Here is a 20819-nt window from a genome sequence, read left to right as displayed (position 1 = left end):
AATTACTCCTTGGGCACTTTGAAGACGTGGCGCAGGTAGGCAACGAAGTTTTCGTCGCGACATTGAGTCTTGGCGGCCTCGTCGGAAATTTTGGCGACAGGCTGGCCGTTGCAGTCGGTCATTTTAAGCACGATGCTCATTGGCGCCACCCCGGGAATGTCACAGGTGAGGTTGGTGCCAATGCCGAAGCTGACATTGATCCGACCGCGCAGGGCACGGAAGATCTCCAGGGACTTGGTCAGGTTCAGGCCATCGGAGAACACCAAGGTCTTGGTCATCGGGTCGATTCCCAGCTTGCGGTAGTGGGCGATGGCCTTTTCTGCCCAAAGCACCGGATCACCCGAGTCATGGCGCAGACCATCAAACAGCTTGGCGAAGAACAGGTCAAAATCGCCGAGGAAGGCATCCATGGTGATGCAGTCGGTCAAGGCGATACCGAGCAAGCCGCGGTATTCACGCACCCAGCAGTCGAGGGCGGCGATCTGGCTGTCGATCAAGCGTGGGCCCAATTGTTGGTGGGCCATGATCCATTCATGGGCCATGGTCCCCAAGGGCTTGATATCCAGTTTTCGTGCCAGGTGGACGTTGCTGGTACCGACAAAGCGTGCCGGGAAATCGTCCTTGAGCACCCGCACGACTTCTTCCTGAACCTTGTAGGAGAAGCGTCGGCGGGTGCCGAAGTCTGCCACTTGCAGCTCAGCCAGTTCATCGCTGCTGGCATGCGCCCTGAGCCAGTCGAACTTGCGGTAGAGCTGGTCACGGGCCTCGCTGAGCTTGACCTGGGGGTAGCGGTGGCGGTTGCGCACTTCGCTGATGATTGCCAGCAACGGCACCTCGAAGAGGATTACATGCAGCCAGGGTCCCCGTAGACGCAGATAAAACTGGTCGTTTTCGATGCCCATTTGCAGATAACGCAAATTGAAGCGGAACAAACCGAGAAAGCGCAGGAAGTCTGGCTTTATAAAGCTGATCTGCTCCAGAAAATCCAATTGGCCATTCGCCAGGCTCAGTTCACAGAGTTTCTCGATCTGCTCGCGTATCTGCGCCAGATAGGGGCGCAGGTCTTCGCCGTTGCGGCAGCGGAACTCCCATTCAACCTCGACGTTGGGGTAGTTGTGCAGCACCGCCTGCATCATGCTCAGCTTGTAGAAATCAGTGTCGAGCAGGTTCTGCACGATGCGATCGGCGAAGGCGCTCTCGCTCATAAGGGGCTCCGTAAAGGGCGCGCGCCATCCACTGCCAGCAGCAATGACACACAGACCTGTCCATTGTGCCAGCCTTTTTCCACAGGTGGGCGGGTGGGCTTCGGGTACATCAGTAGCAGCTTGTAGCTGCAGCACTTTCCCAGATCAGCAGCTAGCCTGTAATGGTGCCCGGTGTAGCAGTCGCGCACCAAGGATGTGCAGTTCGGTTACGCATGCTGTTACAGGCTGGTTGCACGTAAACACTTGCCGGGGTTGCAATGATGGCACTTTGTGGTTGCTCTTTTTCTCTGGATGGGGTGGCGCTCGCCTTGCGGCAGACGGTTGCACAGCCAGTAAAAAAAGGACGCGCTCAGGGCTGCGGTAAGTTCTTCATGAGTTTTTCCAGAATAAAAAACCAATGGCACGGCCCTTGCTCAGAGCAATTGCTGAAAGTTGTAGTGCCAACCAAAAAAACTCCAAGGAGCACCACCTCATGTCGCAGACGTTTTACAAGAAAGGCTTTCTGGCCCTTGCCGTAGCTACGGCGCTGGGTGTTTCTTCGTATGTTCAGGCCGACATCAAGATCGGTGTAGCAGGCCCGATGACCGGTGCCAACGCAGCGTTTGGCGAGCAGTACATGAAAGGTGCCCAGGCGGCGGCTGATGCCGTCAACAAAGCGGGCGGTGTCAACGGCGAGAAGATCGTTCTGATCAGGGGCGATGACGCCTGTGAACCGAAGCAGGCAGTGGCCGTGGCCAACCGTCTGGTTGATCAGGACAAGGTCGCTGGCGTGGTGGGGCACTTCTGCTCGTCCAACACCATTCCCGCTTCCGAGGTGTATGACGAAGCCGGGATCATCGCGATCACGCCGGGTTCGACCAACCCGCAGGTTACCGAGCGCGGCCTGAGCGGCATGTTCCGTATGTGCGGGCGTGACGATCAGCAGGGCATCGTGGCTGGCGATTACATCGTCGACGTGCTCAAGGGTAAGAAGGTTGTGGTCCTGCATGACAAGGACACCTACGGTCAGGGCCTGGCGGATGCCACCAAAGCTCAACTGGCCAAGCGAGGCGTGACGCCAGTGCTGTACGAAGGCCTGACCCGTGGCGAGAAGGACTTTAGCGCTGTGGTCACCAAGATCCGCGCAGCAGGTGCCGATGTCGTCTACTTCGGCGGTTTGCATCCGGAAGCTGGCCCACTGGTTCGACAGATGCGTGAGCAGGGTCTCAAAGACGTCAAATTCATGTCCGATGACGGCATCGTCACTGACGAGCTGGTCACCACTGCCGGTGGTGCGCAGTACGTAGACGGCGTGTACATGACCTTCGGTGCCGACCCACGCTTGCTGCCTGAAAGTAAGGCGGTGGTAGAGGAGTTCCGCAAGGCCGGCACCGAACCAGAGGGCTACACCCTGTACGCCTACGCGTCGGTCCAGGCCCTGGCCGCCGCCTTCAATGGCGCCAAGTCGAACAAGGGTGAAGACGCTGCCAAGTGGCTCAAGGCCAACCCAGTGAAAACCGTGATGGGCGAGAAGAAGTGGGACGCCAAAGGCGACCTGACCGTTTCCGACTATGTGGTCTACCAGTGGGACAAGGACGGCAAATACCACCAGCTGGAAAAACAAAAATAACAACGGTATCCGACCCGGGTCTGTGCCCGGGTCGCTACCCGGTTTTGCGCCGTACCTGTCTTTTCTCGTAGATATGCACAACCCTGCGCTGCGAGGGCCGCTTCATCCGGGGCTCACCGTAGTCGGCGCTGTGCAATCTCAAATACGTGAGATTGCGTTATGGATGGTATTTTTCTGCAGCAACTGATCAATGGACTGACCTTGGGGTCTGTCTATGGTCTGATCGCCATCGGCTACACAATGGTCTATGGCATTATCGGCATGATCAACTTCGCGCACGGCGAGGTGTATATGATCTCCGCTTACCTGGCGGCGATCAGTCTGGCATTGCTGGCGTACTTCGGTATCGAATCCTTCCCGCTGTTGATGCTCGGGACGCTGATCTTCACGGTCGTGGTAACAGGCGTTTATGGCTGGACCATCGAACGCATCGCCTACAAACCCCTGCGTAACTCCACCCGCCTGGCACCCTTGATCAGTGCCATCGGTATTTCGCTGATCCTGCAGAACTACGCGCAGATCAGCCAGGGGGCGCGTCAGCAAGGCGTACCGACCCTGCTCGAAGGTGCCTGGCGCCTGGAAGTGGGTAGCGGTTTCGTGCAACTGACCTACACCAAGATCTTTATCCTGATTGCCGCTTTCGTCGGCATGGCCGCGCTGACCTACATCATCAAGTTCACCAAGTTGGGACGCATGTGCCGTGCAACCCAGCAGGATCGCAAGATGGCTTCGATCCTGGGGATCAACACTGACCGGGTGATCTCCTACGTGTTTGTCATCGGCGCGGTGATGGCCGCGCTGGCCGGTGTGCTGATCACCATGAACTACGGCACCTTCGACTTCTATGCCGGCTTCATCATCGGCATCAAGGCCTTCACCGCAGCGGTATTGGGTGGCATCGGCTCGCTGCCGGGCGCCATGCTCGGCGGGATCATCCTCGGTATCTCCGAGTCGCTATTTTCCGGGTTGATCAACTCCGATTACAAAGACGTGTTCAGTTTCTCCCTGCTGGTGCTGATTCTGATCTTCCGTCCCCAAGGCCTGCTGGGTCGCCCACTCGTGGCGAAGGTGTAAGTATGTCTGCTGCCAAAACCGTTTCATTCGATCTAAAGCGCAGTCTGATCGATGCGATTCTCGCCGGGCTGATTTCCCTGATTGTTTTCGGGCCCATCGTCGGCGTGGTGCTCGACGGCTACAGCTTCAACATGGAACCGACCCGCGTCGCCTGGCTGGTAGCCGGGGTCATGGTCGGGCGCTTCCTGCTCAGCCTGTTCCTGCAGACCCCCAAGGGCCAATCGATCCTGCAAGGTTTCGAAGGCAGTAGTTCCGGTGTGCATGTGCTGGCGCCGGACTACAAGTCGCGGCTGCGCTGGATCATTCCGGCGCTGATCGTGATCGCCATTGTCTTTCCGTTCTTTGCCAACAAGTACCTGCTTACCGTGGTCATCCTCGGCCTGATCTATGTTTTGCTGGGGCTTGGCCTGAACATTGTGGTGGGGCTGGCTGGCCTGCTCGACCTGGGTTACGTGGCTTTCTATGCCATCGGTGCTTATGGCCTTGCACTGGGCTACCAGTACCTGGGCTTGGGCTTCTGGACCGTGCTGCCACTGGCTGCAATCGCCGCCGCATTAGCCGGGTGCATATTGGGCTTCCCGGTGCTGAGGATGCACGGTGACTACCTGGCCATCGTGACCTTGGGCTTCGGTGAAATCATTCGCTTGATACTGAACAACTGGCTGTCGTTCACCGGCGGTCCGAACGGTATGCCGGTGCCTTCGCCCACCTTTATGGGCCTGGAGTTCGGGCGTCGGGCTAAAGACGGCGGTGTGCCGTTTCACGAGTTCTTCGGTATCGCCTACAACCCCAACATTAAGTTCCTGTTCATCTACATCGTGCTGTTCTTGGTGGTGCTGGCGGTGCTGTACATCAAGCACCGGCTGACCCGTATGCCAGTCGGTCGCGCCTGGGAAGCGCTGCGTGAAGACGAGATCGCCTGTCGCTCCATGGGCCTGAATCACGTGCTGGTAAAACTCTCAGCCTTCACTCTGGGTGCTTCCACAGCCGGCCTTGCCGGAGTGTTTTTCGCCAGTTACCAGGGCTTTGTGAACCCGTCCTCGTTCACCTTCTTTGAGTCGGCGCTGATCCTCGCCATCGTGGTACTCGGCGGCATGGGTTCGACCGTCGGCGTGGTGATTGCGGCATTCGTCCTGACCGTGGCGCCAGAGCTGCTGCGTAGCTTCTCCGAGTACCGGGTGTTGCTGTTTGGCGTACTCATGGTGTTGATGATGATCTGGAGACCGCGCGGCCTGATTCGTATCAGCCGTACCGGTGTAGTCCCGCGTAAAGGAGTGGCGCCATGAGCGATGACGTGATTCTCTCGGTCGAACACCTGATGATGCATTTTGGTGGCATCAAGGCGCTCAGCGATGTCAGCCTCAAGGTCAAGCGCAACCAGATATTTGCCCTGATCGGCCCCAACGGTGCGGGCAAGACCACGGTATTCAACTGCCTGACCGGCTTCTACAAGGCCAGTGGCGGGAAGATCGAACTGAACATGCGCGGTACCCGCACCAACGTGATCCAACTGCTTGGCGAGCGCTTCCAGTTGGGCGACTTCGTCTCACCCAAGCGTTTTATCAGCCGCCTGCACTACAAAATGTTTGGTGGTACCCACCTGGTCAACCGTGCTGGATTGGCGCGCACCTTCCAAAACATTCGCCTGTTCAAGGAAATGTCGGTGGTGGAAAACCTGCTGGTGGCCCAGCACATGTGGGTCAACCGCAACTTGCTGGCTGGTGTGCTTAACACCAAGGGCTATCGCAAGGCCGAAAGCGATGCGCTCGATCACGCGTTCTATTGGCTGGAAGTGGTCGACCTGGTCGATTGCGCCAACCGCTTGGCTGGTGAGCTGTCGTACGGGCAGCAGCGCCGTCTGGAGATTGCCCGGGCAATGTGCACACGACCGCAAATCATCTGCCTGGACGAACCGGCAGCAGGCCTCAACCCGCAGGAAACCGAAGCTTTGAGCAAGATGATTCGGGTGCTGCGCGACGAGCACGACCTGACCGTGGTGCTCATCGAACACGACATGGGCATGGTCATGAGCATCTCTGACCATATCGTCGTTCTCGATCACGGCAACGTGATTGCTGAAGGCGCGCCACAGGACATCCGCAACAACCCGACGGTGATCGCCGCCTACCTGGGTGCTGACGAAGAGGAGCTGGTATGACTGCACCCATTCTCGAACTCAAGGACCTGGATGTGTTCTATGGGCCGATCCAGGCGCTGAAAAAAGTATCGATGCACATCGATGAAGGTGAGACGGTGAGCCTGATTGGTTCCAATGGCGCCGGCAAGTCGACCCTGCTGATGTCGATCTTTGGTCAGCCACGGGCGGCCAGTGGGCAGATTGTCTATCGTGGGACGGACATCACTCACAAATCGTCCCACTACATCGCTTCCAATGGCATTGCCCAGTCGCCGGAAGGACGGCGGGTGTTCCCGGACATGTCGGTGGAAGAGAACCTGATGATGGGCACCATCCCCATTGGTGACAAGTTCGCCAGCGAAGACATGCAGCGCATGTTCGAGTTGTTTCCACGGCTCAAGGAGCGACGTAACCAACGGGCCATGACCATGTCCGGTGGTGAGCAGCAAATGCTTGCCATCGCCCGGGCGTTGATGAGCCGACCCAAGCTGTTGCTGCTCGATGAACCGTCGCTGGGGCTGGCGCCGATTGTGGTCAAACAGATCTTCTCTACTCTGCGGGAACTGGCCAAGACTGGCATGACCATCTTTCTGGTGGAGCAGAACGCTAACCATGCGCTGAAGCTCTCGGACCGTGCCTACGTGATGGTCAACGGGCAGATCCGTCTGACCGGTACTGGCCAGGAGCTGTTGGTCAACGAAGAGGTGCGTAACGCTTACCTGGGTGGACACTGATTCGACCCGCTTCAAAGCGCCCTGCAATGCAGGGCGTTTTTTTTCCACAGCTTTGTGGAAAACCTTACGAGCACTTCTTTTCAGACGCGACACAAAGTCGCTGCAAACAGCTGTTTTGCCGAGCTTTTGAGTTGTCCACCATTGGTGTGGAAGCGGCTGTGGGTAACTTGGTGGCACCTTGCTACAGGCCTTTGTTTTCAAGGCTTTCGGCCATCTGGTTGTTTTTTGATCAAGTGTTCAATAAAGATTTTCAGCGGCTCTTGTCAAGTTTTTTATAACTGGCGCAACCGGCATGAAATATAGCGCCAAGCCTGTGGATAAGTCTGTGGGCAAGCATTGGAAAGAATGCGCAAAGCGCCGTACTCACAGGCGTTGGGCCAGCATCGGAAATTCCTCAATGGAAAGGCCGTAGGTGCTGAGGTCAAACAGCAGGCCAGTGGTCAAGGAAAATACTTTCAAGCCACGCCAAAGCCCGGTCTACAGGGCTCGAAGTTGCCCCCAGAGTGTGTGCAAGAGCCTGTGGATAAGGTGAGCAACGTTTGCTACAGCCCATATGAATCAAGGTGTTGGCGGGTTTGGTTGTTTTTTGTACAGTGCGGCTATGCTTGCTGGCGGCGTTGTCGGCGGGCATGCTGCTCAGCCGTGATCTCGACTTGCAAGGAGTTAGGCATGACCTCTACCGTTTTCATCACCGGCGCGACCTCGGGCTTTGGCGAAGCCTGTGCCCGTCGGTTCGCCGAAGCCGGCTGGTCGCTGGTGCTGACCGGTCGCCGTCAGGAGCGCCTGGATGCGCTGTGTGAAGAGCTGTCGAAGACTACCGAAGTGCACGGCCTGGTCCTCGACGTACGTGACCGCAAGGCGATGGAAGCGGCGATTGCCACGCTGCCGCCCTCATTCGCCAAGCTGCGCGGGCTGATCAACAACGCCGGGCTGGCCCTGGGGGCGGATCCTGCGCCCAAGTGCGATCTGGATGATTGGGACACCATGGTCGATACCAACATCAAGGGCCTGATGTACAGCACCCGCCTGCTGTTGCCCCGGCTAATCGCCCATGGCCGCGGCGCGACCATTCTCAACGTCGGCTCGGTGGCGGGTAACTATCCGTACCCGGGCAGCCATGTGTATGGCGGCACCAAGGCCTTTGTCGGGCAGTTTTCCTTGAGCCTGCGCTGCGACCTGCAAGGCACGGGCGTGCGCGTGAGCAACATTGAGCCGGGGTTGTGCGAAAGCGAGTTTTCCCTGGTGCGTTTCGGTGGCGACCAGGCGCGTTATGACGCGACTTACGCGGGCGCCGAGGCAATTCAGCCGCAGGATATCGCTGAAACCATCTTCTGGATCATGAACCAGCCGGCACACATCAACATCAACAGCCTTGAGCTGATGCCGGTGAGTCAGGCGTGGGCGGGCTTTTCGATCGATCGTTCCGGCAAGGCTTGAGGCCCTCATCGCCGGCAAGAGCGGCTCCCACCATGAGGGAGTCGGCCTTGCTGGCTATGGCGTCAGACCTGACGTTGCAAACCTTGCAGGCAGGTCGCCAGATGATAGGGCGTGGTCGATGGCATATCGCTACGGCTGACCGCGCCACTGGCGTCACGGCACTCATACCAGCCACCAGCATGCAGGAAACGCTGCTGCAGCGCCTGTAGCTGGATCAGGACTTTGTCGGCATTGTCTGGGCGCAAGGCTAGCGCGCGCACGTACTCGGCCTGAGCCCAGATGCGCTGAGTGGCATCGAGGACCTGGCCATCAGCACTGAGCATGGCCAATACGGCAGTGTCTTTCACCCCGTATTGCTCGGCGTAGGCAAACGCCCGGCTGAGTGAAGCATGCAGGTCGCTGCTGCCTAGCAGCGGTGAAGACTCCAGCAAGTAGAACCATTCAAACTGGTGGCCTGGCTCGAACCAGTTATCCACAGCACCCCGCGGCTTTTCCAGCATCACCCCGTGTTCAGGGTCGATGAAGTGCGTTTGCATGGCTGCCGCCAAGCTTGCCAAGGCGTCTTCAACAGCGGCGTCATCACGCACTGAGAGGGTGGCGAGGAAGGCTTCAGCCAAATGCATCAACGGATTCTGCAAGGGGCCACTGGCCAAATCCGACCAGTCTTCAGCGAGACTGGCCTCATACAAGCCATCATCACGTGCGAACTGTTCGGCGACCACGCTCAGCGCCGCATTGAGAGTCGACTCGATCAACTGCTCGCGAACCTGCCCCCAGTAATGGGCACAGGCAAAGATGATGAACGCGTGGGTGTAGAGGTCTTTACGTCGATCCAGCGGCTTGCCCTGAGCATCGATGCTGTAGAACCAGCCGCCATGCTCGGCATCGTGAAAGTGTCGTTGCAACGAGCGAAACAGTGCGGCAGCGCGTTCACGGGCGCCGGGTTGCTCGATGCGACTGCTGAACAGGTACAACTGCCGAGCACAGGCCATGGCCCGGTAGCGTTGCACGGGCAGAGGCTGCTGCTGCGGGTCGAGCGCTTCGTAAGGCAGAGCCAACGTTGCGTTCCAGCCAGGACCTTGCCAGAGCGGCACGATGCGCTGGGTAAAGTGCGCCTGGGCCTGTTCGAGCAGGGCGGGCAGTTCGGGCTGGGCAGTACGAAGGTCGGGCATGGAGAAAAATCGTCGCAATCAAGGCGTTTGCGCGCATGGTAGCAGGAAATGGCTCAGCCCTAGAGGGTGCTGAGCCCTTGCCAGTGTTTGGCGCCGACAAAGATGAAGCGCAGTTGCTGGATGATTTTCTCCTGCGCACTCAGTGGCTCAGCACTGCCGTCAGCCGGTTCATCGATCAGCTCTGGCAGGGTCGCGAACACGGTTTTCACCACCAGGTCAGCAATTACCGACAGCGCGGCATTGTCCAGGTGTTGCCAACGCGGCATGCGCGCAAGGTCAGTGGCCAGGTCTGAGCTAATGCCCTGGCGCAGGGTGGCAATCGCCTGGCGTACCGGCTGTGAGCCGCCATATTGTTCGCGTGCAAGGAACAGGAACTGCGGACGATTGGCCGCCACCACGTCGAGAAAGATGCGTACCGAGGCGTTGGTAATGCCGCCAAGTTCGAATTCGTTTTGGCGCACCAGGCGAATGGTCTGGCGAAAGGTTTCGCCGACTTCATTAACCAGGGCCAGGCCGAGTTGGTCCATATCGGAAAAGTGGCGGTAGAAGCCCGTCGGTACAATGCCGGCGCTTTTGCTTACTTCACGCAGGCTGATGCTGCCGAAGCCTCGACCACTTTCCATCAGGTGGCGGGCGGCATCCAGCAGGGCTTGGCGGGTCTGTAGCTTTTGTTCGGCGCGCGGCAGCATGGCGAGTATCGGCTGGCAATGAAACAGCCCTGCACTCTAATAGCCTGCGCACGGAAAAACAAAGCCCGGTCAATGGACCGGGCTGGGAGGGGAGCTGCTACAGCGCTGGTACCTCTTGTTGTCTGGCATAGGCTTCAGCTCGCCCGTTGGTTCTTTTCGATCAGACGGTCAGAACCACCTTCGGCAACTTGATAGCGCTCTTTCAGACGGTCAGATCCACCTTCAGCGACGCGGTTACGCTCCAGCAGGCGGTCGGCGCCACCTTCGGCGATGCGGTTACGTTCCAGCAGGCGGTCGGCGCCACCTTCGGCGACACGGTTGCGTTCCAGCAGACGATCCGAGCCACCTTCGGCCAGGGTGTTCAGCGGTTGCGAGATCACCGTGGAGCTGGAGCGGGACTCGGCAGTCAGGCTTTGCTCACTGGCTGGAACGGCGAAGGCATTGGCAGCCAGGATGGACAGGGACAGACTCAGCAGCAATTGGCGTTTCATGGTTCGGTGCTCCTTGATGGGGCTGGAAAGTGGGTACGGGGCCAATGCTACGCTTGGGGGCGAGAGATAGAAGTTCATAAGGATAATGGTGACAATCGATGGAATTGATGCTTTGCAGCTAAGGCTCTATAACAATGCTTTCAAGAGGTTTTGCCGTCGTGTTCGGGCGCTGCTGCAGGGGGTTGGCCTGGCGCGGATTGATGGGGAAACGGGAAAATCCAGGGAAATTCCGTCATCAATTAAACCCCTCAGGTTTTCATCAGTCCGATGATTAAGTGCCATCAATACGCCCAGTTTTGCTGTATGGGCGTCAGGAGAATTTTGCAATGACGCGTCCCGCCAGAATCCTCATCTGGACCCTCAGCAGCCTGTTGCTGGTGCTGACACTCCTGGTAATTGCCATCGCGACGTTCGATTGGAACCGGGTCAAACCGACCCTCAATGCCAAGGTATCTGAAGCGTTGCATCGCCCTTTCGCCATCAACGGCAACCTTGATGTGCGCTGGCAGCGTGAGCCGGAGCAGGGTGGTTGGCGAGCTTGGTTGCCGTGGCCGCACTTCATCGCCGAAGACCTGACCCTGGGCAACCCGGACTGGCTCAAAGAGCCACAAATGGTGAGCCTAAAGCGTGTCGAGTTTCGCCTGGCGCCGTTGCCATTGCTGTTTCAGCAAGTCGTCATTCCGCGCATCGATCTCAACCAACCCACCGCCAAACTCAAACGCCTGGCCGATGGCCGGGCCAACTGGACGTTTGATTTCGGGCCCAAGGATGATCAGACTGAGCCTTCGAACTGGGTGCTAGACATCGGCGCTATCGGATTCGATCAGGGCCGGGTGAACATTGACGACCACACGCTGAAAACCAGCGTCGATGTGGTGATCGACCCCTTAGGCAAGCCGATCCCGTTCAGCGACATTGTCGGCAAGGCCACGGCGCAGAAGGCTGGGGCTGCTCAGGACTACGCCTTTGGCCTCAAGGTCAAAGGGCGCTACAAAGGCCAGCCGCTCTCTGGCAATGGCAAGATTGGAGGCCTGCTGGCGCTGCAAGATGCCTCACAGCCGTTCCCGCTGCAGGCCGACATGCAGATAGCCGATACCCGTATCGCTCTGGCCGGCACCCTGACCGATCCGCGCAATCTAGGTGCTCTGGACCTGCGTCTGCGTCTGTCAGGCGCAAGCCTGGGCAACCTCTATCCATTGACCGGGGTGACCCTGCCGGATTCACCGCCGTATTCCACCGACGGTCATCTGCTAGCCAAACTGCACGAGCCAGGCGGTGCGTTTTTCCGCTACCAAGGCTTCAACGGCAAGATCGGCGACAGCGATATCCAGGGTGACCTGACCTTTGTCTCCAGCCAGCCGCGGCCCAAGCTCAGTGGCAAGCTGGTGTCCAATCAGTTGCTGTTCAAAGACCTGGCACCGCTGATCGGTGCCGACTCCAACGCTGAGCAAAAGGCGCGTGGTGGGGCCAGCAAGCAACCGGCGGGTAAGGTGCTACCGGTTGAGGAGTTCCGCACCGAGCGTTGGCGGACCATGGACGCCGACGTAACCTTCAGTGGCAAGCGCATTGTCCACAGCGAGGCGTTACCGTTCACCGATCTCTCCAGCCACTTTGTCCTCGACGATGGTGTACTGCGTCTGGAACCACTGCGTTTTGGCGTGGCCGGGGGGACCCTGGATGCCCAGGTTCGCCTGGACGGGCGGGCGGTGCCTTTGCAGGGCCGGGCTCAACTCAGTGCGCGAGGGTTCAAGCTCAAGCAACTGTTCCCGACCTTCGAGCCCATGAAGACCAGCTTTGGTCAACTCAATGGGGACGCCGACCTCAGCGGTCGGGGTAATTCGGTGGCGGCATTGCTGGCCACCGCTAACGGCAATCTGAAAATGCTCATCAACGATGGCGCCATCAGTCGCGGCCTGATGGAGATCGCCGGGCTCAATGTGGGCAACTATGTAGTGGGGCAGTTGTTCGGTGACAAGGAAGTGAAGATCAACTGCGCCGCAGCCGACTTCGGTATCAAGGATGGCTTGGCGACCACGCGTTTGTTCGTTTTTGATACCGAGAACGCGATTATCTACATCAATGGCACGGCCAATTTCGCCAGCGAACAGCTGGACTTGAAGATCAATCCTGAATCCAAGGGCGTGCGCCTGTTATCACTGCGCTCGCCGTTGTACGTGCGCGGTCCTTTTGCCAAGCCCAGTGCGGGTGTACAGGCAGTGCCACTGGCGTTGCGTGGCGCGGGAATGGTTGCATTGGGGGTTTTGATCGGACCGGCGGCGGGGCTGCTGGCGCTGGTCGCGCCGGGCGGTGATGTGCCGAATCAATGCACGCCGTTGCTAGAGCAGATGAAATCGGGGAAAGCACCGCGGGCGGTGAAGGCGGGCTAAAAGTTATGTGGGAGCGGATTCACCGGTCCTGCGTCCCGGTTAATCCGCTCCCACAACAAGCTATTTGATCCTGTGCGGGGCTTGCCCCGCACAGGATCAAAGACCCTTGAGCAGATCTGCCATATCGTCCGCGTGCTCTTCTTCCTGAGCCAGGATATCTTCGAAAATGCGTCGGGTGGTTGGGTCTGATTCACCGATGTATTGAATGATCTCGCGATAGCTGTCGATGGCGATCCGTTCGGCCACCAGGTCTTCGAGCACCATTTCCTTGAGGTTCTTGCCCGCGACGTACTGGGCGTGGGAGTTCTTGCTCAGGTTGTCGGGGTTCAGGTCCGGCTCGCCACCCAGCTGCACGATGCGCTCGGCCAGCTTGTCAGCATGCTCCAGCTCCTGGGTGGCATGCTCGAGGAACTCCTCGGCGGCAACGCTGGCTTTGATCCCGCTGGCCATGTAGTAGTGACGTTTGTAGCGCAGGGCGCACACCCATTCGGTGGCCAGCGACTCGTTGAGCAGGCGCAAGATTGTTTCCCGGTCGGCGTTGTAGCCCTCGGTTACGGCGCCTTGCTCGACATGCTGGCGGGCGCGCTCGCGCAGGGTTTTGACATCGGTTAGTTCGACGGTGCTCATCATCTTCTCCAGGCTGGAAACGGGATTGGCTACAGCGAAAAGGCTTACACCTTGGATTCGGCGCTCTCGACGGCCTTGTCATCTTCCTGGCGCTGTTCACAGGTCTTGAAACCCTTGGCGTCGACATGGCCGGTGGCGTCGAAGCGCACGTAGTAGGGCTGCTGGTGGCCGTCTTGGTTGAGGATGTAATTGTTGCAGGTACCACCGTGCGGCAGGTCGATGACCGTAGACGGGCTGCCACCAATGGCGATTACCCGTTGCATGGTCATGCCATTTTCCACCTGTTTGACCAAGGGTTCGTCACGGTAGGTGACGTAGTCCACCGGGTTTTCCGGGCGGCTGCCGCAGGCAGTCAGGGCAGTGGTGGCCAGGAGGATTGCCAGGGTCTGTTTGTACATGGTCCAGCTCCTTGCTGAGGGTCTACAAGGTTGGAACCGCAAGGAACGCCGGGAGTTCGATTGCGATTGTTATCACAGTGCCTGTAGTGTTGGGCGAACGACCACGGAATGGGGATTGCGGCCATGGCTCAAGGGCTTGCCACGCGTTATCCACTGGTGCTGGTGCCAGGTATGCTCGGCTTCGTCCGCCTGTTGCTGTATCCCTACTGGTTCGGCATCGTGTCGGCGTTGCGCCGCGGTGGGGCCAAGGTCTTTGCCATCCAGGTATCGCCGCTCAACAGCACTGAGTTGCGTGGTGAGCAGTTGCTGCTGATCATTGAAGGTATCCGTCAGCGCACGGGAGCTGACAAGGTCAACTTGCTTGGCCATAGCCAGGGGGCCCTGACGGCACGCTATGCAGCGGCCAAACGACCGGAATGGGTCGCTTCGGTGACTTCGATTGCCGGCCCCAACCACGGCTCAGAGCTGGCCGACTACCTGCACGAAAAATACCCTGCAGACTCTGCCCGAGGGCGCTTGCTCAAGGCGTTGTTGCATGGCCTTGGCGTACTGATGGGGTGGTTGGAAACCGGCTGGCGCGGGCCCGGTTTGCCAATTGATGTGCACGCCTCGCACCATTCCCTGACCTGCGCCGGTGTGGCCCGGTTCAATCAGGCTTATCCACAGGGCTTGCCCAATACCTGGGGTGGGCAGGGGGCCGCCGAGGTCAACGGCGTGCGTTACTACTCCTGGTCAGGCACCTTGCAGCCGGGGTTGACGGATACGGGGTTGAATCGCCTGGATGGCAGCAACCGCTTCTGTCGCTTGTTTGCGCGAACCTTTATCCGTGAGGCCGGGCACTGCGATGGCATGGTCGGGCGTTACAGCTCGCACCTTGGCCAGGTGATCGGCGATGACTATCCGCTTGATCACCTGGACATCGTCAATCAGTCACTCGGTGCGGTGGGCAGGGGGGCTGACCCGGTGCGGCTGTTCACCGAACATGCCGCTCGCCTCAAGGCTGCGGGACTGTAGCGCTGGCGCTGCGCATCGGGGTTTTCCAGCGTTCGGCAAGGATCACTCCGGCCAGCGTCAGCAGGCCTCCGAACAGGTGGTACAGCGCCAGTTGCTCATCCAGGACAACGGCGGCGATCACTGCCGTTACCGCAGGGAGCAAATTGAAGAACAGCGTCGTGCGACTCGGGCCGAGGCGGCTGACGGCCTGCATCCACACCAGTGGTGCAACCATCGAGGCCAGCACGCAGGCGTACAGCACCAGGCCGATATTGCCCCTGCCAAGGCCGGTTTTCTCTGAGAACAGAAACAGCGGAAACAGCACGATAATTGCTACCAACACCTGCAGATAGAGCAGCAGCAGGGGCGGCAAGCGCAGCTGCCATTTTTTCAACAAGGTGCTGTACAGCGCGTAGGCCAGCGTAGCGATCAGCATCATCGCATCGCCGCCATTGATCCCGTGTTGCAACAGCACGCCTAGATCGCCGGCTGACACCACCAGCAGCACGCCGACAAACGACACCACTGCGCCAACCAGCGCTCCATAGGTCAGGCGCTGGCCCAGGCTGATGATGGCCAATGCCAGTGACATCAATGGCATCAGTGAGAGGATGATGCCCATGTTGGTGGCGCTGGTGATCGCTGCGGCAAAGTAGGCCAGGCTCTGATACACGGCCATGCCCAGGACGCCGAGCACGAAGATCTTGCCCAAGTGTTGGCGGATCTCAGCCCAGTTGCGCAGCATCGGCCGCAGCAAGAACGGGGTGAACAGCAAACCGGCCAGCAGCCAGCGATAGAAGCCGATCTCAGCGGGGAAAATCGCGCCGGCCGACATTTTGGTGATCACGGTGTTGCCAGCCCAGATCAGAATGGCCAGCAGCGGAAACGCATAATTCATGAAGCAGGAACTCTTGAGGATACAGGGCGCTATTATCCACCTGTCTGTCTTGTTAGTTATACTTGCATCCAGACAACCTACCCATCGATCCAGACAGCATGTCGCGCAAATACGTCAACATCCCGCAATTCGCTGCTTTGCCGGCGCCGGTGTACTTTCGCTACGACGAGTTTGGCGCCGATACCCACAGCGCTGCGCATCGTCACGCCTGGGGCCAGCTTAACTATGCGGCCCACGGCATCATGCACCTGGAGATCGACGGCCAGCGCTTTGTCTCGCCTCCCCACTATGCGGTCTGGGTGCCACCGGACACGGAGCACAGCTGCTACAACCCTCAGGCCATCGTCTACCGCTCGGTGTATCTGGACCGTGCCTTGTGCCAGGCGTTACCGGCACAGCCCTGCACGCTGGTGATCAGTGAGATCCTCAAGGCCATTCTTGGCGACTTTGCCCGGCGCGATGTGAAAATCCCCGAAGACCCAGCCGATCATCGTCTGGCGCAGGTTCTGGTCGATCAACTGCGTCTGGCACCGACCCAGAGTTGCTTTCTGCCCTATGCACGCAGTGCCGGCCTGGATGCAGTACTGCAGGCCTTGCAGGCGGAGCCTGGGGACAACCGAGCGTTGGCCGACTGGGCGGCGGGTGTGCATGTCAGTGAACGTACCCTGGCCCGTCAGTTCATTCGTGAACTCGGCATCAGCTTTGGTGAATGGCGCCTGCGCCTGCGCTTTCTGCGGGCGATCGAAGCGCTGGAACAGAACCTGCCGATTCAGCAGATTGCTTTCGAGCTTGGGTACAGCAGCCCTTCGGCGTTTATTGCCATGTTCCAACGGCATGCCCAGTGCACACCTGAGCAATATCGACGCCAGGCTCGCACTGCCACTATGCCTGCCCGGTGAAGGCTGGCAGACTGCGCGTTTCCCCCGCCGTTGCCTCTGAGGTTGTATGACCTTTACCCCGCGCCAGATCAAAATGGCCAGTTGGATCATCGTCTTCGCCGGACTGTTGCTGGTGTTGCCGCTCAAGCTGTTGCCGAGCCTGTTGGCCGGTCTGCTGGTGTTCGAACTGGTCAACATGCTCACCCCCAAACTGCAGCACCTGATCGCCGGGGAGCGCGCGCGTTGGGTGGCGGTGGCATTGCTCGGCACCCTGGTTGTCAGCACCCTGACCTTGTTGTTTGCCGGTGCAATCAGCTTTCTATTGCACGAAGCTGAGAACCCTGGCGCCTCGCTGGACAAGTTCATGCTGCTGGTGGATCAGGCACGTGGGCAGTTACCGCCCTTTGTCGATGCCTACCTGCCGGCCAGTGCGGCGGAGTTCAAAGTTGCCATCGGCGAATGGCTCAAGACCCATCTGGGCGAGTTGCAACTGGTGGGCAAGGGCGCGGCGCACATGTTCGTTACCCTGCTGATCGGGATGATCCTCGGGGCCATTGTGGCCTTGCAGCGCATTCCAGATATTTCCCGGCGCAAGCCTTTGGCGGCGGCCCTGTTCAATCGGCTGGCGCTGCTGGTCCAGGCGTTTCGCAATATCGTTTTTGCGCAGATCAAGATTTCCCTGCTCAACACGTTCTTTACCGGCATCTTCCTCGCCGTGGTGCTGCCATTATTCGACGTGCACCTGCCGCTGACCAAAACCCTGATCGTACTGACCTTCCTGCTCGGCTTGCTACCGGTGATCGGCAACCTGATGTCCAATACCCTGATCACGATCGTCGGCCTGTCGCTGTCGATCTGGGTGGCCATGGCGGCGTTGGGCTATCTGATTGTTATCCACAAGGTTGAGTACTTTCTCAACGCACGGATTGTCGGTGGGCAGATCAGTGCCAAGTCGTGGGAATTGCTGCTGGCAATGCTGGTGTGCGAGGCGGCGTTTGGCTTGCCGGGGGTAGTAGCGGGGCCGATCTACTATGCGTACCTCAAAAGTGAGCTACGTCAGGCTGAATTGGTCTGACGCTAATCGCTGGCAAGTGCGGCTTCCACAGGGGGCGGCGGTTAAACCTATTGTGGGAGCCGGCCTTGCCGGCGAAAGGGCCACATAGCGGCCCCGATGCCCTCAACCGTAACGCTTGCGCGCTTCGATCGCCAAACCGCTACCAATACTGCCGAAGATATTACCTTCAACATGCCGCGCATTCGGCAGCATGGCCGCCACGCTCTGGCGCAGGGCCGGGATACCGCTCGAACCACCGGTGAAGAACACCGTATCGACCTGGGCCACACCCACGCCGGCTTTGATCAACAGCTCGCTGACACTGCCCCGCACACGCTCCAGCAGGTTGTCGATCGACTCTTCGAACAACGCCCGGGTCAGCTCGACGTTCAGCCCCGACTCGACCCGCTTGAGGTCGACCAGGCGGCGGTCGTTGTGAGTCAGTTCGATCTTGGTTTCTTCCACTTCCATGGCCAACCAGTGACCCGCGCGCTGTTCGATCAGTTTGAACAGGCGGTCGATGCCGTCGGTGTCTTCGATGTCGTAGCGCATGCTGCCCAGGGCCAGCTGGGATTTTTGCGAGTACACCGAGTTGATCGTGTGCCAGGTGGCCAGGTTCATGTGGTGGCTGGTGGGCATGAAGGCGCCGCTTTTCATCCGGCTGCCGTAGCCGAACAGCGGCATCACGCCCTGCAGGCTCAACTGCTTGTCGAAGTCGGTACCGCCGATGTGCACGCCGCCGGTGGCGAGGATATCGTCATGGCGGTCATCGAGCATGTGCCGCTCAGGGGCCAGGCGCACCAGGGAGAAGTCCGAGGTACCACCACCGATGTCGACGATCAGTACCAGCTCTTCGCCCTGGATGTTTGACTCGTAGTCGAAGGCGGCCGCAATCGGCTCGTACTGGAAAGAGACTTCCTTGAAGCCGATTTTCTTTGCCACTTCAGCCAAGGTGTCTTCGGCTTCCTGGTCGGCAGCCTGGTCGTCATCGACGAAATGCACCGGGCGACCCAGTACCACTTCATCAAATGCGCGGCCAGCATTGGCCTCGGCACGCTTTTTCAGCTCACCGATGAACATGCCCAGCAAGTCCTTGAACGGTAGCGCGGTGCCGAGCACGCTGGTGTCATGCTTGATCAGCTTGGAACCCAGCAGGCTCTTGAGCGAGCGCATCAGCCGGCCTTCGTAACCTTCGAGGTATTCGTGCAGGGCCAGGCGGCCATAGACCGGGCGGCGCTCCTCGATGTTGAAGAACACCACCGACGGCAGGGTGATCTTGCCGTCTTCCAGGGCGATCAACGACTCAACGCCGGGGCGATGCCAGCCGACGGTGGAGTTGGAGGTGCCAAAGTCGATGCCGCAGGCACGGGCCGGGGATGCGTCACTCATGGGATGTACTGTCCGGGGGAAAAACGGCCGCGCAGTTTATGCCAGCTGTCAGCAGAATCAAGACCGATTATCTGCTTTACAGCAAACCCAAGGGCGACTTGAAAGGCTATGCTTGACCCCAATCTTCAGCAGCATCGAACAACTTGATGGTGATTCCTTAGATGGACTTCAAAGACTATTACAAGATACTTGGCGTAGAGCCGACGGCGGACGACAAGGCGATCAAGACCGCCTACCGCAAGCTTGCGCGCAAGTATCACCCCGACGTCAGCAAAGAGCGTGACGCGGAAGAAAAATTCAAAGAGGCCAACGAGGCCTATGAGGCCTTGAGCAGCCCGGAAAAACGCGCTGAATACGACGAGCTGCGCAAGTACGGTCAGCATGGCCGGCCGTTCCAGGGCCCGCCAGGCTGGGAAAGCCGCAGCTCCGGCGGTTTCGAAGGCGGAGACTTCTCCGACTTCTTCAGCTCGATCTTCGGTGCGCGCAACGGTAACGGCAACGGCAATCCTTTTGGCCGCGGCCAGCAACGCAGCGCCGGTCGGCGAGGGCAGGACGTGGAAATGGAACTGGCGATTTTCCTTGAGGAAACCTTGTCCGCCGAGTCGAAGCAGATCAGCTTCCAGGTGCCGCAGCACAACGCCCATGGCCAGCGAACCGGTTTTACCACCAAGACGCTGAACGTGAAGATCCCGGCTGGCGTTACCGATGGTGAGAAGATTCGCCTGAAAGGCCAGGGCGCTTCGGGGATCGGCGGGGGCGCCAACGGTGACCTGTTCCTGACCATTCGCATGGCACCGCATCCGCTGTTCGATGTCGAAGGTCATGACCTGATCATCACCGTACCGCTGGCACCGTGGGAAGCTGCGTTGGGGACCAAAGTGGCAGTGCCGACCCTGACCGGCAAGATCAACCTGACCATCCGCCCAGACAGCCAGAGCGGTCAGCGCCTGCGGGTCAAGGGCATGGGCCTGGCCAACAAGCAGGGCCAGCGTGGTGATCTGTATGCGCAACTGAAAGTGGTGATGCCCAGCCAGAGCGACGACACAACCCGTGAGTTGTGGAGCAAGTTGGCAGAGAAAGCGGCGTTCAATCCGAGAACACAATGGAGTAGCTGATGATGAGCACCCTGGTCGTTCAACTGGACATGCAGACCCTTTGTCGGGAAGCCGATCTACCGGCGGCCTACGTGATCGAAATCGTCGAACACGGCATTGTTGAACCTTCTGGGCGAACCCCGGAAGAGTGGCTGTTTGACGATCAGGCGCCAGTGCTGGCCAAGCGTGCAGCGAAGCTGCAGCGCGAGCTGGATCTGGAGTGGGAAGGGGTGGCGCTGGCGCTGGAGTTGTTGGAAGAGGTTCAGCAGTTGCGCCGTGAAAACAGCATGCTTCAGCAGCGTTTGAGTCGTTTTTTGCAGGGGTGAAGCGAAGCGCTACCTAGCATTTTTGTCAGTAGATGATTTTTTCGATCGCTCATAGGTAGCCGCTGCCCAAGCAAGACAGACTTACTCTGGAGCAGTCAAAAAATTTCAGTGTTAGTCGCTTTCGGATCTATCCTACGCACGCTGTCGCCTTTTCTCTGTTGTGAGGGAGATGCATCAGGGCTAATTTCCTCGGGTCGTCATTTTTGGCGGCCGGGCGTGAGAACCCG

Annotated in this window: 20 protein-coding genes; 12 read left to right on the top strand and 8 right to left on the bottom strand. The window is 59.0% G+C overall.

What is annotated here, in order from left to right:
- Window positions 1–2: 2 nt before the first annotated feature.
- Entirely contained in the window at window positions 3–1205 is a 1203-nt protein-coding gene (pncB, locus tag CX511_RS23545; protein ID WP_045182197.1) for a nicotinate phosphoribosyltransferase, read from the bottom strand.
- A gap of 472 nt (window positions 1206–1677) precedes the next feature.
- Here pncB and CX511_RS23540 point away from each other — a divergent pair, with 472 nt between their 5' ends.
- The 6 genes from CX511_RS23540 (at window position 1678) to CX511_RS23515 (ending at window position 8196) form a co-directional block, all read left to right on the top strand.
- Window positions 1678–2814 carry a branched-chain amino acid ABC transporter substrate-binding protein gene (locus tag CX511_RS23540; RefSeq protein WP_101292107.1) on the top strand — a complete coding sequence of 379 codons (1137 nt, stop codon included), beginning with the start codon at window positions 1678–1680 and terminating at the stop codon, window positions 2812–2814.
- 159 nt (window positions 2815–2973) lie between these two features.
- Window positions 2974–3888 (top strand): ABC transporter permease subunit, encoded by a 915-nt coding sequence (locus tag CX511_RS23535; RefSeq protein ID WP_045182200.1) that lies wholly within the window; start codon window positions 2974–2976, stop codon window positions 3886–3888.
- Window positions 3889–3890: 2 nt separating this feature from the next.
- Window positions 3891–5174 carry a high-affinity branched-chain amino acid ABC transporter permease LivM gene (gene livM / locus CX511_RS23530; protein WP_045182202.1) on the top strand — a complete coding sequence of 428 codons (1284 nt, stop codon included), beginning with the start codon at window positions 3891–3893 and terminating at the stop codon, window positions 5172–5174.
- Window positions 5171–6046, top strand: a complete 876-nt coding sequence (locus CX511_RS23525) for an ABC transporter ATP-binding protein (protein WP_101292108.1) — start codon at window positions 5171–5173, stop codon at window positions 6044–6046. Before livM ends, CX511_RS23525 begins: the two co-directional genes overlap by 4 nt.
- Window positions 6043–6759 carry an ABC transporter ATP-binding protein gene (locus tag CX511_RS23520; protein ID WP_045182206.1) on the top strand — a complete coding sequence of 239 codons (717 nt, stop codon included), beginning with the start codon at window positions 6043–6045 and terminating at the stop codon, window positions 6757–6759. Before CX511_RS23525 ends, CX511_RS23520 begins: the two co-directional genes overlap by 4 nt.
- Before the next feature lie 669 nt (window positions 6760–7428).
- On the top strand, window positions 7429–8196 hold the full coding sequence (locus tag CX511_RS23515; RefSeq protein WP_045182208.1) for an SDR family oxidoreductase: 768 nt from the start codon (window positions 7429–7431) through the stop codon (window positions 8194–8196).
- A 62-nt stretch (window positions 8197–8258) separates the two neighbouring features.
- Here CX511_RS23515 and CX511_RS23510 read toward each other — a convergent pair whose 3' ends face one another.
- The 3 genes from CX511_RS23510 to CX511_RS23500 form a co-directional block, all read right to left on the bottom strand.
- Window positions 8259–9368, bottom strand: a complete 1110-nt coding sequence (locus tag CX511_RS23510; RefSeq protein WP_101292109.1) for an AGE family epimerase/isomerase — start codon at window positions 9366–9368, stop codon at window positions 8259–8261.
- A gap of 59 nt (window positions 9369–9427) precedes the next feature.
- Window positions 9428–10057, bottom strand: a complete 630-nt coding sequence (locus CX511_RS23505) for a TetR family transcriptional regulator (protein WP_045182212.1) — start codon at window positions 10055–10057, stop codon at window positions 9428–9430.
- Between the two features lie 134 nt (window positions 10058–10191).
- Entirely contained in the window at window positions 10192–10548 is a 357-nt protein-coding gene (locus CX511_RS23500; RefSeq protein WP_101292110.1) for a hypothetical protein, read from the bottom strand.
- Window positions 10549–10874: 326 nt separating this feature from the next.
- On the opposite strand from CX511_RS23500, the gene CX511_RS23495 reads away from it, so the two are divergent.
- Window positions 10875–12935, top strand: a complete 2061-nt coding sequence (locus CX511_RS23495) for an AsmA family protein (RefSeq protein ID WP_101292111.1) — start codon at window positions 10875–10877, stop codon at window positions 12933–12935.
- Window positions 12936–13031: 96 nt separating this feature from the next.
- Here CX511_RS23495 and CX511_RS23490 read toward each other — a convergent pair whose 3' ends face one another.
- Together CX511_RS23490 and osmE are read right to left on the bottom strand one after the other, a co-directional pair.
- Entirely contained in the window at window positions 13032–13562 is a 531-nt protein-coding gene (locus CX511_RS23490; RefSeq protein WP_045182220.1) for a ferritin-like domain-containing protein, read from the bottom strand.
- Between the two features lie 44 nt (window positions 13563–13606).
- Window positions 13607–13960: an osmotically-inducible lipoprotein OsmE gene (gene osmE / locus CX511_RS23485; protein WP_045182222.1), complete on the bottom strand. Its 354-nt coding sequence runs from the start codon at window positions 13958–13960 to the stop codon at window positions 13607–13609.
- 123 nt (window positions 13961–14083) lie between these two features.
- Between osmE and CX511_RS23480 the strand changes: the two genes are divergently transcribed.
- Window positions 14084–14974 (top strand): lipase family alpha/beta hydrolase, encoded by an 891-nt coding sequence (locus CX511_RS23480; RefSeq protein ID WP_045182439.1) that lies wholly within the window; start codon window positions 14084–14086, stop codon window positions 14972–14974.
- Here CX511_RS23480 and CX511_RS23475 read toward each other — a convergent pair.
- Window positions 14955–15851, bottom strand: coding sequence for a DMT family transporter (locus tag CX511_RS23475; RefSeq protein ID WP_101292112.1), 897 nt, complete (start codon window positions 15849–15851; stop codon window positions 14955–14957). The two genes, CX511_RS23480 and CX511_RS23475, sit on opposite strands and share 20 nt — an antisense overlap.
- Window positions 15852–15949: 98 nt before the next feature.
- On the opposite strand from CX511_RS23475, the gene CX511_RS23470 reads away from it, so the two are divergent.
- Both CX511_RS23470 and CX511_RS23465 read left to right on the top strand, forming a co-directional pair.
- On the top strand, window positions 15950–16750 hold the full coding sequence (locus tag CX511_RS23470; protein WP_045182226.1) for an AraC family transcriptional regulator: 801 nt from the start codon (window positions 15950–15952) through the stop codon (window positions 16748–16750).
- Between the two features lie 46 nt (window positions 16751–16796).
- Window positions 16797–17804, top strand: a complete 1008-nt coding sequence (locus CX511_RS23465; RefSeq protein WP_045182228.1) for an AI-2E family transporter — start codon at window positions 16797–16799, stop codon at window positions 17802–17804.
- A gap of 102 nt (window positions 17805–17906) precedes the next feature.
- On the opposite strand, the gene CX511_RS23460 is transcribed toward CX511_RS23465, so the two are convergent.
- Window positions 17907–19172, bottom strand: coding sequence for an Hsp70 family protein (locus CX511_RS23460; RefSeq protein ID WP_045182230.1), 1266 nt, complete (start codon window positions 19170–19172; stop codon window positions 17907–17909).
- Window positions 19173–19333: 161 nt separating this feature from the next.
- On the opposite strand from CX511_RS23460, the gene cbpA reads away from it, so the two are divergent.
- On the top strand, window positions 19334–20287 hold the full coding sequence (gene cbpA, locus CX511_RS23455; RefSeq protein WP_045182232.1) for a curved DNA-binding protein: 954 nt from the start codon (window positions 19334–19336) through the stop codon (window positions 20285–20287).
- Window positions 20287–20592, top strand: a complete 306-nt coding sequence (locus CX511_RS23450) for a chaperone modulator CbpM (protein WP_045182233.1) — start codon at window positions 20287–20289, stop codon at window positions 20590–20592. The genes cbpA and CX511_RS23450 overlap by 1 nt, the downstream gene beginning before the upstream one ends.
- Window positions 20593–20819: the final 227 nt, after the last annotated feature.

The sequence above is a fragment of the Pseudomonas sp. S06B 330 genome (assembly GCF_002845275.2).
In the GTDB taxonomy this organism is placed as follows: domain Bacteria; phylum Pseudomonadota; class Gammaproteobacteria; order Pseudomonadales; family Pseudomonadaceae; genus Aquipseudomonas.
This window is presented reverse-complemented; position numbering and strand designations above follow the sequence as displayed.

Coding starts and splice junctions, on each gene's coding strand:
- CX511_RS23450 (WP_045182233.1), top strand. CDS start 20,287: ATGATGAGCACCCTGGTCGTTCAACTGGACATGCAGACCCTTTGTCGG.
- CX511_RS23470 (WP_045182226.1), top strand. CDS start 15,950: ATGTCGCGCAAATACGTCAACATCCCGCAATTCGCTGCTTTGCCGGCG.
- cbpA (WP_045182232.1), top strand. CDS start 19,334: ATGGACTTCAAAGACTATTACAAGATACTTGGCGTAGAGCCGACGGCG.
- CX511_RS23500 (WP_101292110.1), bottom strand. CDS start 10,548: ATGAAACGCCAATTGCTGCTGAGTCTGTCCCTGTCCATCCTGGCTGCC.
- livM (WP_045182202.1), top strand. CDS start 3,891: ATGTCTGCTGCCAAAACCGTTTCATTCGATCTAAAGCGCAGTCTGATC.
- osmE (WP_045182222.1), bottom strand. CDS start 13,960: ATGTACAAACAGACCCTGGCAATCCTCCTGGCCACCACTGCCCTGACT.
- CX511_RS23495 (WP_101292111.1), top strand. CDS start 10,875: ATGACGCGTCCCGCCAGAATCCTCATCTGGACCCTCAGCAGCCTGTTG.
- CX511_RS23475 (WP_101292112.1), bottom strand. CDS start 15,851: ATGAATTATGCGTTTCCGCTGCTGGCCATTCTGATCTGGGCTGGCAAC.
- CX511_RS23520 (WP_045182206.1), top strand. CDS start 6,043: ATGACTGCACCCATTCTCGAACTCAAGGACCTGGATGTGTTCTATGGG.
- CX511_RS23525 (WP_101292108.1), top strand. CDS start 5,171: ATGAGCGATGACGTGATTCTCTCGGTCGAACACCTGATGATGCATTTT.
- CX511_RS23480 (WP_045182439.1), top strand. CDS start 14,084: ATGGCTCAAGGGCTTGCCACGCGTTATCCACTGGTGCTGGTGCCAGGT.
- CX511_RS23490 (WP_045182220.1), bottom strand. CDS start 13,562: ATGAGCACCGTCGAACTAACCGATGTCAAAACCCTGCGCGAGCGCGCC.
- pncB (WP_045182197.1), bottom strand. CDS start 1,205: ATGAGCGAGAGCGCCTTCGCCGATCGCATCGTGCAGAACCTGCTCGAC.
- CX511_RS23515 (WP_045182208.1), top strand. CDS start 7,429: ATGACCTCTACCGTTTTCATCACCGGCGCGACCTCGGGCTTTGGCGAA.
- CX511_RS23510 (WP_101292109.1), bottom strand. CDS start 9,368: ATGCCCGACCTTCGTACTGCCCAGCCCGAACTGCCCGCCCTGCTCGAA.
- CX511_RS23540 (WP_101292107.1), top strand. CDS start 1,678: ATGTCGCAGACGTTTTACAAGAAAGGCTTTCTGGCCCTTGCCGTAGCT.
- CX511_RS23505 (WP_045182212.1), bottom strand. CDS start 10,057: ATGCTGCCGCGCGCCGAACAAAAGCTACAGACCCGCCAAGCCCTGCTG.
- CX511_RS23460 (WP_045182230.1), bottom strand. CDS start 19,172: ATGAGTGACGCATCCCCGGCCCGTGCCTGCGGCATCGACTTTGGCACC.
- CX511_RS23535 (WP_045182200.1), top strand. CDS start 2,974: ATGGATGGTATTTTTCTGCAGCAACTGATCAATGGACTGACCTTGGGG.
- CX511_RS23465 (WP_045182228.1), top strand. CDS start 16,797: ATGACCTTTACCCCGCGCCAGATCAAAATGGCCAGTTGGATCATCGTC.